17 protein-coding genes are annotated in these 17,150 nt (G+C 48.3%); 10 read left to right on the plus strand and 7 right to left on the minus strand.

Annotated elements, in window-relative coordinates; translation table 11 throughout:
- The first annotated feature begins 3 nt into the window (after positions 1-3).
- Positions 4-1,122 carry a glycosyltransferase family 4 protein gene (locus L1F29_RS23455; RefSeq protein WP_258384462.1) on the plus strand — a complete coding sequence of 373 codons (1,119 nt, stop codon included), beginning with the start codon at positions 4-6 and terminating at the stop codon, positions 1,120-1,122.
- Positions 1,119-2,288, plus strand: coding sequence for a glycosyltransferase family 4 protein (locus tag L1F29_RS23460; RefSeq protein WP_258384463.1), 1,170 nt, complete (start codon positions 1,119-1,121; stop codon positions 2,286-2,288). Before L1F29_RS23455 ends, L1F29_RS23460 begins: the two co-directional genes overlap by 4 nt.
- On the opposite strand, the gene L1F29_RS23465 is transcribed toward L1F29_RS23460, so the two are convergent.
- From L1F29_RS23465 to L1F29_RS23475, 3 genes are all read right to left on the minus strand, one after another.
- Positions 2,289-3,443 (minus strand): glycosyltransferase, encoded by a 1,155-nt coding sequence (locus L1F29_RS23465; RefSeq protein ID WP_258384464.1) that lies wholly within the window; start codon positions 3,441-3,443, stop codon positions 2,289-2,291.
- 179 nt (positions 3,444-3,622) lie between these two features.
- Positions 3,623-4,240: a hypothetical protein gene (locus tag L1F29_RS23470; RefSeq protein ID WP_258384465.1), complete on the minus strand. Its 618-nt coding sequence runs from the start codon at positions 4,238-4,240 to the stop codon at positions 3,623-3,625.
- A 265-nt stretch (positions 4,241-4,505) separates the two neighbouring features.
- Complete coding sequence (locus tag L1F29_RS23475) at positions 4,506-4,937, minus strand: DUF6526 family protein (protein ID WP_258384466.1); 432 nt, start codon at positions 4,935-4,937, stop codon at positions 4,506-4,508.
- Between the two features lie 213 nt (positions 4,938-5,150).
- Between L1F29_RS23475 and L1F29_RS23480 the strand changes: the two genes are divergently transcribed.
- From L1F29_RS23480 to L1F29_RS23500, 5 genes are read left to right on the plus strand one after another with little or no spacing between them, the layout of a single operon-like run.
- Positions 5,151-5,720: an RNA polymerase sigma factor gene (locus tag L1F29_RS23480; protein WP_373876428.1), complete on the plus strand. Its 570-nt coding sequence runs from the start codon at positions 5,151-5,153 to the stop codon at positions 5,718-5,720.
- A complete protein-coding gene (locus L1F29_RS23485) occupies positions 5,695-6,525 on the plus strand; it encodes a hypothetical protein (RefSeq protein WP_258384468.1) in 831 nt (276 codons plus the stop codon). Before L1F29_RS23480 ends, L1F29_RS23485 begins: the two co-directional genes overlap by 26 nt.
- A complete protein-coding gene (locus L1F29_RS23490) occupies positions 6,503-7,387 on the plus strand; it encodes an ABC transporter ATP-binding protein (protein WP_309252331.1) in 885 nt (294 codons plus the stop codon). The genes L1F29_RS23485 and L1F29_RS23490 overlap by 23 nt, the downstream gene beginning before the upstream one ends.
- Positions 7,388-7,389: 2 nt before the next feature.
- Positions 7,390-8,547: an ABC transporter permease gene (locus L1F29_RS23495; protein ID WP_258384469.1), complete on the plus strand. Its 1,158-nt coding sequence runs from the start codon at positions 7,390-7,392 to the stop codon at positions 8,545-8,547.
- A 1-nt stretch (position 8,548) separates the two neighbouring features.
- Complete coding sequence (locus L1F29_RS23500) at positions 8,549-9,367, plus strand: ABC transporter permease (protein ID WP_258384470.1); 819 nt, start codon at positions 8,549-8,551, stop codon at positions 9,365-9,367.
- A gap of 4 nt (positions 9,368-9,371) precedes the next feature.
- On the opposite strand, the gene L1F29_RS23505 is transcribed toward L1F29_RS23500, so the two are convergent.
- The 3 genes from L1F29_RS23505 to L1F29_RS23515 form a co-directional block, all read right to left on the minus strand.
- On the minus strand, positions 9,372-9,998 hold the full coding sequence (locus L1F29_RS23505; protein ID WP_258384471.1) for a nitroreductase family protein: 627 nt from the start codon (positions 9,996-9,998) through the stop codon (positions 9,372-9,374).
- Positions 9,999-10,219: 221 nt separating this feature from the next.
- Positions 10,220-10,819 (minus strand): TetR/AcrR family transcriptional regulator, encoded by a 600-nt coding sequence (locus L1F29_RS23510; RefSeq protein ID WP_258384472.1) that lies wholly within the window; start codon positions 10,817-10,819, stop codon positions 10,220-10,222.
- Complete coding sequence (locus L1F29_RS23515; RefSeq protein WP_258384473.1) at positions 10,812-12,194, minus strand: MATE family efflux transporter; 1,383 nt, start codon at positions 12,192-12,194, stop codon at positions 10,812-10,814. The genes L1F29_RS23510 and L1F29_RS23515 overlap by 8 nt, the downstream gene beginning before the upstream one ends.
- A 376-nt stretch (positions 12,195-12,570) precedes the next feature.
- On the opposite strand from L1F29_RS23515, the gene L1F29_RS23520 reads away from it, so the two are divergent.
- From L1F29_RS23520 to L1F29_RS23530, 3 genes are all read left to right on the plus strand, one after another.
- On the plus strand, positions 12,571-13,596 hold the full coding sequence (locus L1F29_RS23520; protein ID WP_258384474.1) for a UDP-N-acetylmuramate dehydrogenase: 1,026 nt from the start codon (positions 12,571-12,573) through the stop codon (positions 13,594-13,596).
- Positions 13,597-13,693: 97 nt separating this feature from the next.
- Complete coding sequence (locus L1F29_RS23525) at positions 13,694-14,377, plus strand: cupin domain-containing protein (protein WP_258384475.1); 684 nt, start codon at positions 13,694-13,696, stop codon at positions 14,375-14,377.
- Positions 14,378-14,579: 202 nt separating this feature from the next.
- Positions 14,580-15,125: a hypothetical protein gene (locus L1F29_RS23530; protein ID WP_258384476.1), complete on the plus strand. Its 546-nt coding sequence runs from the start codon at positions 14,580-14,582 to the stop codon at positions 15,123-15,125.
- A 34-nt stretch (positions 15,126-15,159) separates the two neighbouring features.
- Here L1F29_RS23530 and L1F29_RS23535 read toward each other — a convergent pair whose 3' ends face one another.
- Positions 15,160-16,995, minus strand: coding sequence for a UbiD family decarboxylase (locus L1F29_RS23535; protein ID WP_258384477.1), 1,836 nt, complete (start codon positions 16,993-16,995; stop codon positions 15,160-15,162).
- Positions 16,996-17,150 lie beyond the last annotated feature (155 nt).

The following is a 17,150-nucleotide window of genomic DNA, read 5'->3' on the forward strand; positions in this document are numbered from 1 at the left end:
TCCATGCGAATCGGAGTAAACCTCTTGAATCTTTCACAGGATAAGTTCGGAGGCGTTGAACAATACTTGAAAAATCTAATCGCTCATTTAGCTAAAAGAAGAGATAAATTAAAGATTTTCCTTTTTCTGACTAATGGACACAAAGACGTATTTCCTGATGATCATGAAAAAATAAAGAAAGTTATTCTCAAGAAAGGGTTAGACAATCCATCTGCCGTGTATAAAGCCATACGCCAGCACCGGGTGGATCTATGGTTCTGCCCTCTGCATAGATCGTATCTCCCCCATGTTCCGGTTCCTACCGTCGTTACCATTCATGATGTTCTCCATACCTCATTCCCGGAATACGTTCACGGTGGACTTGAAGCCAATAATCGGTACTATAAAAAATTTTCTCCCTGCATTCAGGCTGTACTTACGGTATCCAAGTTTTCAAAAAAAGGGATTGCCGAACATCTTCACATTCCTGCAAAGAAAATTCATGCGATCTATCCTGACGCATCAGATCTTTTCCATAAACGAAGGCACGATGAGCGCAGCGCAACTATTAAAGCCAAATACAACTTGCCCGACGATTACGCATTCTATCCCGCAAGCTATAACCCCCACAAGAACCATCTCAATCTTCTCAAAGCGCTCTTGATTCTTAGGGACAGACACCAAATTAAAATTCCTCTTGTTCTTACGGGTTATATCAACCCCAAAAATAAGACTTACCGGACCCTTGTACGATTTCTGAATGATCATGATTTAAAAAAACAGGTGAAGATCCTAGGCTATATTCCACCCAAAGATATGCCTTTTCTTTATTTTAATGCCGGCTTTCTTGTCTTTCCTTCTCTTTTTGAAGGATTTGGCTTCCCTTTAGTCGAGGCGATGAATACCCAAACCCCCATTATTTGCTCTAAAGCAGGAAGCATTCCTGAAATCGTTGGCGATGCCGCTTTGTTCTTCGATCCTCAAAAACCTGAAGATATTGCCTTAAAAATGCAGCAAGCGCTTCATCCCGATACTCGAAAGCTGTTAATACGAAAAGGCAGGGCCCGGACAAAAATGTTCTCATGGGAAAGGAATGCCGTTCAAACCCTTAAGGTTTTTCAAAGGGTGGTGGGAACAAGATGAAAAAAATACTGGTCCTCAACCTTTTCCCCACCGTTTTTCCTCCGACAAGCGGGGGGACTTTAAGATATTATCATGTTTATCATGAGCTTTCGCGGTACTATGACACTACATTATTGTCCCAGACGCAGAGACAAAGGGGAGAAATGATTACGTATTCGCCTAATTTTAGGGAATACCGAGTGAATCGGGACCCTTTGCACAAGGAAATCAAACAAAAGCTGTTTAACGGCAAATCGATTTATGAACATGAATTGATCGTAAATATGATGCTTTCGCAACACCCGACATCTTATAAAAAACAATTTGATCTTCTATATATGACGAGCGATCTGATTATTCACGAATCCCCTTATTTGCTTGGATATGACCGTTATTTAGGTTTGGATAATAAGCCGAGAATTTATAATAGCCACAACCACGAATATGTATTGGCAAACCAAATTTGGAAAGACGGTACATCAAGAATATATCTTCAAACCGTTTATTACCTGGAGAAGAAATTAATCGAATGCGCCGATTTGGTGTTTGCGACATCCGAGATCGAAAGGGCCAGCTTCAGTGTCATGTATGATGCAGCTCCCAATAAAGTAAAACTGGCACCTAACGGTATCCATCCAAAAGACATCATAATAAACAAAAAAACATCCCATGCAAATCCTAGAGCCTTGTTTATTGGAGCGAACTATCCCCCCAATATCGAAGCTGTTGAATGTATCATTCATCATCTGGCGGACAAGTGTCCAACGATTCAATTTATGATTGCCGGGAGCTGCTGCAAACCCTTTAAAAACATAAAAAAATCCAATGTCCATTTGTTAGGAAAAGTAACTCACAAACAAAAGATAAAACTATTTACAGATGCCGACCTGGCTATTAATCCTATGTTTAAGGGTGCGGGCGTTAATTTAAAAACACTTGAATTTTTGTCATCGGGAATCCCCCTCTTCTCTACTTCATTCGGAATCAGAGGCTTGAATTTAATCGACAAGAAGCATTATGTGAATGCGGAAAAAAAAGATTTTGCGAAAAAGCTGAACAAATATAGCCAAGACCGAAAACGGTTGAAGGCGATCTCTTCAGCCGGACAAAAGTATATCAACGCACATTATACCTGGCCCAAAATTGCCAAGAGCATGAAGACAGAAATTGAACATATTCTAAAATAACTAATGGACCACTTTTTCTATGGCCTGTTTCAAGGCAGCGCCTGCTTTTTCCCAAGATAATTCAAGCATGTCCTTCCGGCCTTGCCGCCCTTTCCGTTTGCAAATAGCGGGGTTGTTATAGGCATATCTCATTTGTTTTTTTAAATCCTTCATATCCGCTTCAGCCCATAGCTGCCCCTTTTCATCAAATGATTCACGATAAAGGGGTGCCAGGGCGTTCTTGTTATTCATACTGATTCCTGGATGACGCAGTTTATATTTGACCAAGAAAGCATTTCTTTTATTCAAGAAATCCATCTGTCCTCCCCAACCGGTAGCGATGACGGGAATACCGCTTGATAATGCTTCGATATAGGGCAGCCCTACTCCCTCCCCTCTGGAAGGAAGTACAAACGCATTGCCCAGTGTATAAAGTCCTTTTAGTTTGGTTTCATCTATGATTTCATGAATGAGATATAAGGGTGCCGCTTTGCTTCCAATCCCTAGTTTCTTCTTCAATTCGTTTATTTTTTTTCTTTGTCTTCCGCTTCTGTCCCCATACGTTTTCATCACCAAGATGACATTGTCTTCACAAGAAAATTCTTCCCAATAAGCCTTTAATAAGGCTTCCGGATTTTTTCGGTGCTGAAAGTCAAATATGGACAGAAAAACAAACTTCCCTTTCGCCTCCTTTAATCGGAATTTCTTGTTGTCCGGCTTATACTTATTCGGTTCGGACCCATGCGGCACCAGAAACATGGGAATTCGAATGCCGCTGTTTTTCATGGCTTCTATATTCTGCGTGCAGGGCACACACACCGCATCAAAATCATTCATGATCGGGACCCATTGATTAGGAAGCTTCGTGGTTTCCCAGACCGTGTTGATGATCATAAAATCATGCTTTTTTCTATCTTTTTTAGGACGGATGGACCCCGCGGGAGAATGAATAATCAATACGCTGCGCTTATTGGCTGCATAAGGCTTATCAATGAGTTGGCGCAGCCTTCTTTTCATGTTCTTGTTCATCCCCTTGAAAGGATATCCCCAGGAGTAGCCTTCGATTTTGACGTCGAAGCCAAGGCGATCCAGCGCTAAAATATACTCTCTGCTAGCCGTCCCATATCCCGTAGCATCTAATACCGGACCCCTCCAGATGATTTGATAATCCTTCAAATCTGGCCCCCCTTGAAAATGGAATGATCCATCTTATTCTTGAGCTTCACCGTCTGTTCCCCATTCCTGCATCTAAGAGCTCGTTCTTGCTATTCATGCAGGCACTTGAAAGAGAGAAGCAAAGTACCGAGCTTCGATAGCTCGGTACTTGATGAAAATTGGGATGGCCGTTTGTTTGATTAGCCACAGCCATAAGGGGGTTTAGGCAAGCCTAGGCGGTCTAAGTTGCCGCATACCGTACTTTGCCAGTAGGCCAGCTGATCATCCAGATCTTTCGCAGAATGCTGTTGAATGATTTCGATATAGGCTGTAGCTGCTGCGACTTGCGGATCGAAGGACCAGGACCAGTAATCCGTCCGATCATAACGGCCGATCCATTGTCCGTCCACGCCGAATTTTTGTTGATCGGTTACGCCGATGACGGCTCCGTCCGCCGTCCGCAGCAGAAGGAAGACGCCTCCGGTAAATCCGGTTAATTTGACGTTGTTTTTCGTTCGGGTCACGACATCAAGCTGGCCGGCAAGTGCCCCCGAGCGCTGCAGCGTGGCCCGTGTATACATGTAACGTCCGCCATTGGAGCTTTGCCAGGCAGACTCTGCGGTTAAAGAAGGAATGGTTTGGACAGTAGATGAAGATGAAGTACTCCCGCCAATGCTTCCTCCTGTTCCTCCACCATAACCGCCGCCATCGACCGGATCTTCCGACATCCGCGCAGAGACCGACATAGCAGGAACAGCAGCGAGCAGGGTAAAAGCGGCAAGCATAAACGTTAACAATAGACCTTTCCATGTTTTCATCATAAAACCCTCCAAATAATGATTTCTTGTGGTTGCAACACTCCATCATTATGGAATAATATTTACCATCCAAAAAGTACCAATATTTCATAGTACCGCGGCATTGCTCCCCTCAGCCCCTCTTTACTATTGAAGTACGGGCAGAATTTAATAGAATTTCATCATGTCTATATATTTCCGCTTGCCCCTTACAAAAAACAAGCCGCCTGGCATCCTGCCTGGCGGCTCGCTTCATTTCTGCTATGCGGCTTCTAATCCTCTACACTCATACCCGGTGATAATCCGCTCTCCATTGCGTGACCGATTGCTTGATCGCGGCGGGCTGCATGCCGGATTCCGCGGCCTTCTTGCATAATGCAGGGAACTCGGTATCCCCCGCGAACCGCAGCGCAACGATCTGCTTCACGCTAAGTCGCGGATCGAGCGGTTTGCCGGTTAGTTGCATGTGCCGGAAGTTCTCCTCATGCTGAATCAAGCGATCCTGCAATTGGGTCGCAAATATCCGGACAATCAACGTCAGTACGATAATGCAGAGTGAAATACCGGTAATTAAGAGCGCCGAGTAGCCGAACTCCTCCCGAAACAAGTGAACGATAGCTGCAATAAAGATGACAAGGGAGAGAGGCATCAGGAAAAAATGGTACAATGGCGCAAACTTCTTATGGTTTCCATAGTTCTGTGACTTGAGATTACTCAATTTTATTCCTCCTTTTATTTTGAAATGAAGACGCGTTGTCGATTCCATATGTTGTCATTAACTATACTATATCACGTTTGCCGCACAGCCTCCGTAGCAATTTTATGTCGGAGCTGTCCAAGTTATTTGCCGATCTTCGCTTTTTTTATTTATTTGAATAAATCCTTTTCATCGCATCCGCTCGTCTTTATGAATTGAAGTGAGGTGAACGCGTTGCAAAGCGATGAAGAGCTCATAAGAGAGCTGCGGCAAGGAAATCAAATCGCGATGGAAATACTCGTGAAACGCCATTACAAATCCGTGTTTGCTTATCTGTACCGCTATTCAGGCGATTATCATACCTCGTACGACTTGACGCAGGAAACGTTTATCAAGATGGTCCGCCATATCGACAACCTTTCGCAGGAAGAGAGCTTCAAGCATTGGCTGCTGAAAATCGCGTTGAACACCTGCCGGGACTATTACCGCAGCCGGAGCTATAAAGCCAGGCAATTATCCAATGAATGGACGGAAGAGACGGCGGATTCCAGCTATCATCAAGTCGATATTATCGATTCGAGGATAGAGAGCGACTCGGTCAAATCGGCCGTTATGGAACTGCCGGATTACCAGCGGGAAACGATTATTCTGCGATTCTATCAGGATTTGAAAATAAAAGACATTGCGGATCTGACCTCGGTTGGCGAGCCAACCGTAAAGTCCAGAATCAATCAAGGCTTGTCCAAGCTGAAAGCGATAATGGAAAGAGGTGTTAACCATGACAAGAAAAAGAATGCAAGATGACCGTTCTGATACGGTGACGGAAGAGGATCTGAACGACATTCACGATTTCTTGCTTCAGTACGAGGTCGAGTACCCTGATTCTGCCGAGATTGACCGTACCGTCGAAGCGCTAAGGCTCCACATGCATGCGTCGGCCGGCGAGCAGCGGGGATTGGGGGAACGATTGAAACGGCTGCTGCGGCTTGCCGCATCAGAAGTAACCTTGATGAGTCCCTTCTACTGGCTCATGAGCACCGTTCTTTATCTGGCAGGCTTCATGATGATCGGGCTCGAGTCCAAACTCACTCCCGAATTTGCATTATTCACCCTTGCCCCGATGCCGTTTATTCTCGGGCTGGTGGACATATTCCGCAGCCGCGACCAGCGGATGCTGGAATTGGAGATGTCCTGCACGTTCAATGCGGCCAGCGTCATGCTCGCGAAGATATTGATCATCGGCGTTTATAATATCGCATTGAACTCGCTCTGCTCCCTATGGTTCATCCGGATAACGGAACAGATGGATGTGATGGATATCACCTTGCTGTGGATGACGCCCTTCTCGGTCATAAGCGGGCTCTCGCTTCTCGCGGCGATTCGTTTGCGCGGAAGCACCGCTGTCTCGTTCATGATCGCAATATGGTTCTCCTTCTGCCTGATCGTCATCATCAATCCTTCTCTTATGCGCCGTATACTGACCATGCCTGCCGCAATCTACCTCTTGCTCATTATGCTCGGGGCCATGCTGATCGTGATGCAGCTATACCGCTTGCTATACAAATCCAGCGTAATGGAAGGAATGTATGAATGTGAAACTAACGCTTGAGAACGTAACCCGGACATACAAAGGAAGAATAGCCGTCGATGACATCACCTGCGAGCTGACGCCGGGCGTCTACGGCTTGATCGGTCCGAATGGAGCCGGCAAGACAACGCTGATGCGCATGCTGGCCGATGTCTTGAAGCCCTCGCGCGGGGGAATTGCCGTGAACGGCGAGGATATACGCCGGCTGGACGACCGCTACCGCGATCTGATCGGCTACCTTCCGCAGGACTGCGGATTTTACAGCTATTTTACAGCCTGCCGGTTTCTGCAGTATATGGCTTCGCTCAAAGGGTTGAACAAACGCGAAGCGGACATTAGAATCGACGAGCTTCTCCAGTCCGTTCACCTGCAGGAACAGAAGCATCACAAAATCGGGAAGCTCTCCGGCGGTATGAAGAGAAGGCTCGGCATTGCCCAGGCGCTGCTCAATAATCCGAAGATATTAATTCTGGACGAGCCGACGGCCGGGCTTGATCCGAAGGAACGCGTGCGCTTCCGCAACCTGCTGTCGGACATATCGGGGGAACGCATCGTCCTTCTCTCGACCCATATCATCTCTGACATTGAATATATCGCGAAGGAAGTGCTTCTGCTTCGAAACGGCAGGCTGGTCAAGAAAGAGGCGCCGGAGACGATTCTGCAGGAATTAAGCGGCAAGGTCTGGCATGTTACGGCACCGGCAAGCGAGCTGCCCGTGCTTGCAGGCCGTTACATTATCGGCAATTTACAGCGCAGGGGACAGGAGATCGAAGCCAGAGTGATTGCCGAGCAAACGCCGCCAGGGTTGGCGTCGCTCCAGCCTCCCCGGCTTGAGGATATCTATTTGTACTATTTTGGGGATTCCCCGGAATCGGAGGCATGAGCATGCGATTGATCCAACTGGAGCTTCGTAAAATATGTTCACAGAAGGTTATTTATATCGCATTTGCCGTCTTCATTATGCTGTATGGCTTTCATTTCTTTGAATCGATCGGGTATGGCCGGGAACTACAGGCGCTGAAGGCGGCGTATGATCAGTACGGCGGCGAGCTGACCGAAGAGAAAGCCGCTTGGGCGGACCACATCTGGGCGCGATATCAACAGGAATCCGAGAAGCTGGAACAAACCGAGCCGATCGATCCATCGCTTCAGGCTCAATCCAGAGTTGCGCTTGATATAAGGAACGTTATTCAGAGACAGGACATAAATCGCCAGCAGCTGCAGTGGTTGGAAGAGCAGTCTCAGGAGATCGAAAGCAGCGGCGGAGCTGCCGAGTATAAGCAAAGAGAATTGCTTCGGGAGTTCGAAATAAGAGAAGTTGTCGGTTCTCCTTCGTTCATCATGAACCAAGAAGGATGGAGAAGCATTCTCCGCTATATGAATGAAGTCGGATATTATTTTGCCGCGGCGCTCACGATTCTAGGGCTATCGAATCTGTTCAGCGGGGAGTACGCTTCCCGAATGGACAGTCTGATCTTCAGCAGCCGGCATGGACGCAGAAAAATCGTATATGCCAAAATAGCCGCTTCCGCTATATACTGTGCTGCCGTTGTCATCTTGTTCAGTTCGATCGTATTTATGCTTAATGGCTATTTCTACGGATGGGCCGGCTGGAACGCCGATTTGGTCAATCTATATAGCTTATATGCCGATACCGGCTTTGACGGCTCGATCGGACTGTTTTATCTTCAGCAGCAGCTATACGCCATAGCCGGCTGTATCACGCTAGGATTGTTCGTAATGCTGATATCGTCACTTTCCCGCTATCCGATCATCCCCGCTTTCATAGGCGGCGTGGTATTCATGCTGCCGGTTGTCGTCATGTTTGTTCAGATTCCGTCCGAGCAGGTAACCTTGCTGGTGCTGAAGCTGTTCCGTTATATGGAGTTTATACAGCTCGAACAGCTGGATGCCAGCCTATTCACGAACGTGCTGGGGATTCCCGTCTTATATAGCCGCAGCATTCTGTTCATGATGGCCGGCTTCATCTCCGCAGCTGGACTTCTCCTTATGTTCAGTGTACGAAGACGGCAGGTGAAGTGACTTGCTCACGTTAATTCGTATGGAAATCAGCAAAATCGTTCATAACAAATGGGCGATTATAATCGGGCTGGTATTTGGAGCCGCTTATATACTCCTAACCTATTCCTATTACCGCTGGAACGTTTCGATCGCTTGGGAAAGTATGACGCTCTTCCCCTATTCCTTCGGAGCCGTAATGGAGGGCGTGATTCTCTTAGTCGCGCTGCCTGCCTGCATTACGCAAGAATACCAGTCGAACACGGAAGCGCTGCTGCTCAGTTCAAAGCACGGCAGAAGCAAATTAATGAAGGCGAAGATTACGGCCTCTCTGTTAATCGTAACGTTCGTCGTCGTCGGATGCTTGATTCTAAATGCTGCGGTTAACGTATGGTTTGCCGGCTGGACCGGCTGGGATTGGCCGCTGCAGAAGCTGAATCGATATGCTAATTCTCCCTACGAGCTGCTAATCTGGCAGTATGCGCTGGTGCAAGCCTTGACCAATTGGCTGGGCTGTCTCGTCTTTGGGCTGTTCATCTTGTTCGTGTCCGCCAGAAGCCAATCCTACCTGACCGTATTCTTTATCGCGGGAATCGTATTCGTCCTGCCTTTCTTCGTGCGCAATACATCGGACCTGTCGGTCCCATGGCTGATCAAGAACTTGCCGATGACCGATTTCATGAGAGTTGAAAATATTTATAACCGGGAGCGGTTCGTGCTGGTATATAATTGGATGCTCTCTCTGCCTTATCAACTGTTCTATGTCTATATGGCCATCCTGGCTGCCGCTTTCGCCAAAGGCGCGTACGGGGCTTTCAGAAGACGCGCAGACGGATCATCCTGACTGCTTAGAAACGGTCGTAGGTGACAAACTCCCCGTTCGGCTTGCGATAGCCGCGGGGTCTTTGTCTGCTCGTATCTTCGGCGCCCAATGTTATCAGCATAGCCGGAACATAACGATCGGGAATGTTGAGCGCCTTCCGCAATTGATCCGGATCGAATCCGATCATCGGACAGGTGTCCCAGCCTTTATCCTTGGCAATCAGCATGAACAGCATGGCCGACAGACTTGCATTGCGGATCGCCTCATCCCGCTTGAAGAGGTCTCCCCTGTCTTCATACATCGCATGCACGCTGCTGACGGTTTCATCGAATTCCTGCTGATCGATGATGCCGAGGTTTAAGAGGCCCTCATTAATCGGTCCGATATTATGATAAGCCTCCAGGTCTCCGAGCACGACAATCGCAGCCGAGCTGGTCAATACTTTATACTGCTTGTTTGCCGCTTCATAGACCTGTTCCTTCAAATCCTTGTTCGTGACGGCCAGGTAATGCGCATGCTGCAAATTGAAAGCGGACGGAGCGAACTTGACAAGCGAGAACATCTCGTCCAGCTCGTGCCGGCTGATCGTTACCTCTGTCTTGAACTTGTTGGCAGACCTTCTGGATTTAACGAGCTCCGTAAAGGTGTTCATTCAGCATCTCTCCTTGTGACTTCTCGCTGGGTAATTTAGGCATACGAAAATAATACCATAGTTACTTATATTTTGTAAGTATATATTCATTTTCATTTGTGTTGGATGCATCGTTAGGGACTATTTAATATGTATGCGCCGTCAAAAACCGAGCGCAATCAACAAAACAAAAAAACGGCATCTCTACCGTTTTTTCGCCTGAATCGATCCAGCTTGTCCGCTCACTTCGAACGCTTCGACCCATGGAGAAATACGTCGAACGCTTTGCGGTAAATATCGATCGTCGCGGAAGGATTGGTTTGCCGCTTGCACATTTCGCCGAGTCCCACCAGGAGTCCCTCCAGAATAAACGCGAGCATCCCCGCATCATCCGGCTTCAGTTCCCCGGCGTCCATCGCTTGCTGCAGCATGCTTTGGTTAAATTGAATATGCTCGGCGTAATAGCCGGCGACCACTTCCTTAATATCGCTCCGATCCCATTCGCTTGTTAAGAATTCGTCCATCGCTTTGGTCAGCGGATGATTGAGATCGTTGGCAACGAGATGCTCCGCGAACCCTGTCATTTTCTCCTCTATAGTCGTATACAAATGTTCCTTCTCGAACCACTGCTCGTTCCATTCCCGGTCCCACTCGTCGAGCAGATACAGGAACAGCCCTTCCTTGCTTTGAAAATGGTAATAGATATTCCCTTTGCTGCTGCCGGTAGCGGCAACAATATCTTCGATGGAAGTCGCCGCATAGCCCTTCTGGCCGAATAACTGTCTGGCCGCTTCAGCGACCTTCTTTTTCGTTTGCAGGGTCTGCAGCTGTTTTTTATTCATCTGCGCTTTGTCCAATTCCGGTACCGCCCCTATTCAGCGTATTTATTGACATCATATGCTTTCTATAATAAACAATAATCGTGATCATGACGATACATTCCGACAAAGGAACCGCAATCCATACCCCGGTTATTCCGATAAACGCCGGCAGGACGATGATAAATGCGAGCATAAGAATCATCTCCCGGGCCGCCGTGATCCAAGTCGCCATCTTAATGCTGCCGATGGATTGAAAATAAGTCATCATGACGAAATTGATTCCCATAAACAGATACGCAATGACGAAAATGCGAATCCCGTATTCCGCGTGCCCGGTTACGCTGCTGCTGAAGTTCCCGAATAAGCCGACGATCGGCAGAGCGGCCAATTGCACGAGGAGCAGCAAGCTGGCTCCCGCTCCAATCGCGGTCTTGACGGCAATCCGAATCGTCTGCCGCTTGCGCAGCTCCTGCCCTCCGCCGTGGTAATAACTGATCAACGGTTGGATCGCCGATCCCATTCCCAAGAACGTTAACAGAATGACGCTGTGGATATAGTTTACGACAGAGAAAGCGGCAACGCCGTCAGTCCCTGCAATCCGCTCCAGTGCGATATTATGGGACAGCGTGAACACCGATATGCCGACCTCGGCAAGAAGGCTTGGGAATCCGATGATCAGGATTGCAAACAATAAGGCCCGGTCCCATTTGAACCGCTTGAACCTCAAGTTATTCGTTCTTTTAAGAAAATGCGTTAGTAAGACCAGCAGCCCCAGAGAGGCAGCCAAGATCGTACCGAAGGCCACCGCGTCAACCCCCAGCTCAAATACATACAAGATAAAGTAGTTGATCACAATATTAGAAAGGGCGAAGGTGATCTGAGCGGCCATAGAGAGAGTCGGATTACCGTCATTGCGAACGAATATGCTAAGCGCATTCTCTACCGTGAAGACGAAGCCGAACAGCAGCATGACATTCATATATGCGGACGCATAAGGATGTGTCTCCGCATTCGCGCCAAGCGCATATACAAGCGAATCCCGAAACAAAAACGCGGTCATGCCGATCACAAGCGATGCCGCGATAATTATCGTGACGGAATACGAGAAGACCGTCTGCGCCTTGCTGCGTTCGCCCGCTCCCATCGCTTGCGAATATTTCGTTGCTCCGCCTACTCCGATCCAGATCGACATGGCGACAAATATCGTATAAACAGGACTCGCTATATTTAACCCGGCCAGGGCGGTAGAACCTAATTTGTTTCCGACCATTACACCGTCAATGACAATGTTGATCGCGACCAGCAGCATCCCCAGCATAGAAGGGATCAGATAACGAAGAAAAACTTTACTGACTGACTGATTATTCAAATCTTGGATAACATGTTGCTTAGCCATAGTTTAACCCTCGACTTACCACCTTATAATTTATACTGAACGTTCGTTCTATATTCTAACACGGTCAAATTCGTTTACGCAACTGACGCCAGTTATGAAAATAATGGAAGTGATTCCACAACCCTTGGCACGGATTGACAAGGACGATCTCATTGGCTCATAATTTTATATACATAATTGTATAAAATATAGAGATAAAAGAACCATCTCGGCTGAATAGCTCTGTTACCTATTAGAGATATTACGACATTCATCCAACATCGCCGGCATATTTAAGACAGTTAAGAGTGCCGACCCCTATTTTCTGCATCCGGGTATTCGTATTGGCTGAGGCGGATGTCGTATGTACCGGGATGGTTTTTGGAGAGGAAGCACGATGAACAATCGTTATGATGTTTTTAATAAACTTTGTTTGCGGCAGGTATCGTTATCGGAACATAGTTCCTATGGAATCGGAGGAGACGCGGATTATTACGCTATGCCGGAAACGGTGGAACAACTTTTGACGATCCTCGATGTATGCCGAACGTACGGGATGGAGTTTTTTGTTTTCGGGATGGGGACTAATGTCCTCTTTCCGGAGCAGCCCAAACGGGGAACTTTATATGTTTCGCTAAAAAATTTTGCCGACTTTAGAATTAACGGTACCAAGTGGTTTGTTTCATCCGGCATGCCTCTTTCGATGCTGTCCCTCGCAGGCTTGACTTCGGGCACGTCCCAGTTTCAATTTACTTACCTGCTGCCTGGATGTTTGGGGGCGGGTATTTATATGAATGCCAAGTACCTCGACGATCAAATGGGCAGCAAGATTGAGACCGTCCATTATGTTGATTTATCCGACCCGACGTTATCTCTGCAGACCATCCGGGCTGAAGACTGCCAATTTTCATATAAACATTCTATCTTTCAACATAAACCATGGATTATTATCGGGGCCGAAATCCCGATTTCAGAATATGATGAACCGATTCAGGGCGGAATGAGCGAGATCATAAGGAAATATAAGCTATTGAATGGCAAACTGTCATCCCTGTCTATGTTTTATCGTTTCTTTACCTATGAAATACAGGAGCTTCAGAATAAGCAATTCGCCATCCCCGCTCCCATGCGGAATATCGACCGATACCGTACGGGAAACAGGCATTTTGAGTATCGTTCCTGCGGCTCATTCTTTAAAAATAATTACAATGCGGGCGCTTCGATCGGCGCTCTGGTCGACAAGCTAAACTTAAAAGGAACCTCCCGCGGCGGGGCCGTTATTTCCCCTTACCATGGCAACATGATATTAAATCTTAACCGCGCAACAGCATCCGATATTCTTTATTTGAAGGATACCGTTTCGGAAGCCATACATCGGCATTATGGTTTTATTCCTGAGCCGGAAGTGGTCATTGTACAATAGCAAGCGGATGCATTTCGAAATTCACTTACCGGATCATAGCGACATATGATACCCCATGGGTCAACAGCCTATTATGCAATGAAAGGCAGGGTGTAACGTGGCGGTTTCATATTTGGATTATACTTCACCAACCATTCAGTTTACGTACGACTTAAGCAACAACCTTTTTTTCAAAAAAGATGCGAGGAATTATATTAATGGACTCTCCATCAATCAGCTCAACACATTGGGCAACGTCTCGCTGCTGGATATTTTCCTGAGTACGGGCAATGTCGTCGAGCCGCATATCCATCAGAACGCAACTGAATTGGTCTACTGTATTTCCGGCTCGGCCGTAGTCTCCATTGTTAATCCCTTTACGAAGGAGCTGCTCAATTTCCCGATCCAGCCGGGCCAAGTCGCCAATGTGCCGCAAGGCTGGTGGCATTATGAAATTGCATCCGTCGACAACACGCATCTGCTGGCCATATTCGACGCTCCGGTTCCGGAGTTCATCGGCGGGTCCGACCTGCTGCGGCTCACGCCGGCAAGCGTTTTTGCCCATACGTATTGCCTCAATGAGGCACAAGTAAAAGAGACGCTCGCTCCTATTACACAGACGGTAGTCATCGGACCGCCCAACGATTGCCACGCGCAGCAGGTTCAAGACAAAGGGTCGGCCCGATCCCCGTATCCGAATCACGCCTACTTCAGCCAGCCGTACGGTTCCACGACGTATCAACATCCGGACCGGCCGCAGCACCAGATGCCGGTCATCGGCAATGGATGGGGTTACCGTTAAAGGGCGATGTGAAGGAAGCCCGATTCGCAAATAATGCCCCGCTCATTCTCATCAGGCCGCAGAGCCTGGAATGCGCGGGGCTATTCGTGATTTTCGCTCGCTTGGAAGGTACGCTTAACGGATGCTTCCAATGACATGATGATGGAAATCTTGATCATTTTATTACCGTCGGTTACATTTATATTAAAAAAGAGGTGCTTCATTGAGTCTTGTCGCTTGGATGATCGTCGCGTGTGAAATTGCTTTTTGGTGTGTGATCTTATTAGGCTTGGTGGTGCGATACGTATTCAAGAAAGATAAGCTCGGATACTTCTTGCTGTGCCTGGTGCCGGTCATCGATCTGGCTTTATTAATCTTTGCAGGTTATGATCTGCTGAGCGGGGCTGTGTCCACGAAGGCTCACGGAATTGCGGCGGTTTACATCGGGGTATCGCTCGCTTTCGGCAAGAGTATGATTCAATGGGCGGACGAACGCTTTCAGTATTACATCATGAAGCAAGGCCCCGCACCGGTGAAGAGATACGGGCTCGACTATGCCAAGCATTATTTGAAAGGCTGGTTGAAGCATGTCCTCGCCTACCTCATCGGCGCCGGACTATTGGCTGCACTCATTTATTTCATCCAAGATCCCGCCCGGACAGAAAGCTTATCCGCCATTCTGAAGCTGTGGTCTGTCGTACTGGGCATCGACCTTATTATCACCGTCACCTATTTCCTGTTTCCAAAAACGGAAAAAGCAAAAAGCTGATCCTCTTGGACCAGCTTTTTTTGCTTCAGCTAACCTACAGATTCTTAAGACCGCCCAGACTGGCTCCTTTGACAAATAACCGTTCGATGTTCTTCGCAACCGTCGGATCCGGGATTAAAGGCGGCGCTTGATGCGGCTTGATGCGGGCATCGATAATGACCGTATCGCAAGCCCAATGCTTATTCTCATAGCGGCTGTTCACGCCGTAGATATCATGGGAAGGATTGCTGCGCGTGAACGTCGCCCATAGAAAATTGTTGATCGCCGCGCTCATAAACATGCTGTCATCGCACAAGATGATCATCGGGCAGGAAGGAAGCGAGCCCTTCTCTTCAATAGCGCCGCACAGCTGCCGCAATTGCTGCTTCGCTCCTTCGTAATCCGCAAAGGCTGGACCTTGTATGGCGACGATCCCCGGCATGATGAGACGCGCGTTCTCGAAGCCCCGTATGTCCTGCAGCATGTCGGGCACACCGGTGCACAGCTCCCTTTTCTTGTCGCCGTAAGCGGCGAAGACCGCTTTGCTGCCGCTGTTTAATCCGGTGCCGGAGTAATCCAGCGTATCAATGGTCGTATTGGTATAGAAATGAATATCGCGCTGAAGATCGATCCGTTCCAATATATAGGATAAGAAATCCACCACATCATGCGTATCGAGCGGGCGCTTCTCTTCGGCCGTAATGAACACGTACTTCGCCAAGCTCAGCTGTCCCGTGCCCAGAATCCGGTTGGCGATCGTGAGCAGCTCTGCCGGGCGTTTGACCTCCTGATAAGGGGTATATCGCTCGCTTCCAATCGCGAACAGCAGCGGATGCACGCCCGCGGCATCTACGGCATGCACTTCCTTGACGCCGGGAATTTCCTGTTTGATCGCATCGCCCGTCAACTCATGGATAAGCTCGCCGAATGCGGTATCCTCCTGCGGCGGCCGGCCCACGACTGTAAACGGCCATATCGCATTGGGCCTCGCGTATACTTTATGCACCTTCATGAGCGGAAACGGATGAGTCAGGCTATAATAGCCGAGATGGTCCCCGAACGGCCCCTCGGGCTTGGTCTCGCCCGGATGAATTTCGCCGGTAATGACAAAATCGGCATCATGGCTAATGCAGAATCCGTCGGTATAGCCGTAGCGGAAACGGCGGCCCGCCAGCATGCCTGCGACGGTCATCTCGCTCAGACCCTCCGGCAATGGCATGACGGCAGCTAAGGTGTGAGCCGGCGGCCCGCCAACGAAGCAACTCACTTTAAGCGGAAGACCTTTCTTATTCGATTTATCCTGATGGACGCCGATCCCCCGGTGGATCTGATAGTGCAAGCCGATTTCTTTGTTCAACTCATACTCATTCCCGCTAAGCTGAACGCGGTACATCCCCAAATTGGAGTTCATGATGCCCGGCTTGTCCGGATCCTCCGTATACACCTGCGGCAGCGTGACGAAAGCCCCGCCGTCCATGGGCCAGCTTTGAATAAGCGGAAGATCCGAGATTTGAATTTCCTGGGCGGCAACCGGTGGGCGCCCCGATTTCTTGACGGGAAGCGCCTTCCATGCCGTCAAGCCGTTTCCGATATTCTTAAGCGGATTCTTCAATGCCTTCATCGGGTCGTTGCGTACGGCCATTACGTTCTGGACCGCGTCCCATGTAGCGCGGAATATAAACTTGCTGCGCTCGATCGTGCCGAACAGGTTGGATACCGCCCGGAACTTGGAGCCCTTAACGTTCTCGAACAACAATGCCGGACCTCCGGCCTCATACACCTTCAAGTGAATCGCGGCCATTTCCAGATAGGGGTCCACTTCTTCCCGAATGCGAACCAGATGCCCGTTCTTTTCCAAGTCGACGATACATTCTTCTAAATTGCGATACAATTGAGTTACTCCTGTCTCTTCGTAATAGATGTGGCGAATATATGTACTCCTGCATGCAGAGTGGCTTACGGACGTACTGCTTCGTGCTGCTTCAACTCGATCCTATTAAGCTTAAGTTAAAACGAATTCAAGACCGTTGTCAAACCATCAGCAGA

This window comes from Paenibacillus spongiae (genome assembly GCF_024734895.1).
Taxonomy (GTDB): domain Bacteria; phylum Bacillota; class Bacilli; order Paenibacillales; family Paenibacillaceae; genus Paenibacillus_Z; species Paenibacillus_Z spongiae.

Coding starts and splice junctions, on each gene's coding strand:
- L1F29_RS23490 (WP_309252331.1), top strand. CDS start 6,503: ATGAATGTGAAACTAACGCTTGAGAACGTAACCCGGACATACAAAGGA.
- L1F29_RS23470 (WP_258384465.1), bottom strand. CDS start 4,240: ATGAAAACATGGAAAGGTCTATTGTTAACGTTTATGCTTGCCGCTTTT.
- L1F29_RS23520 (WP_258384474.1), top strand. CDS start 12,571: ATGAACAATCGTTATGATGTTTTTAATAAACTTTGTTTGCGGCAGGTA.
- L1F29_RS23510 (WP_258384472.1), bottom strand. CDS start 10,819: ATGAATAAAAAACAGCTGCAGACCCTGCAAACGAAAAAGAAGGTCGCT.
- L1F29_RS23515 (WP_258384473.1), bottom strand. CDS start 12,194: ATGGCTAAGCAACATGTTATCCAAGATTTGAATAATCAGTCAGTCAGT.
- L1F29_RS23455 (WP_258384462.1), top strand. CDS start 4: ATGCGAATCGGAGTAAACCTCTTGAATCTTTCACAGGATAAGTTCGGA.
- L1F29_RS23505 (WP_258384471.1), bottom strand. CDS start 9,998: ATGAACACCTTTACGGAGCTCGTTAAATCCAGAAGGTCTGCCAACAAG.
- L1F29_RS23460 (WP_258384463.1), top strand. CDS start 1,119: ATGAAAAAAATACTGGTCCTCAACCTTTTCCCCACCGTTTTTCCTCCG.
- L1F29_RS23485 (WP_258384468.1), top strand. CDS start 5,695: ATGACAAGAAAAAGAATGCAAGATGACCGTTCTGATACGGTGACGGAA.
- L1F29_RS23495 (WP_258384469.1), top strand. CDS start 7,390: ATGCGATTGATCCAACTGGAGCTTCGTAAAATATGTTCACAGAAGGTT.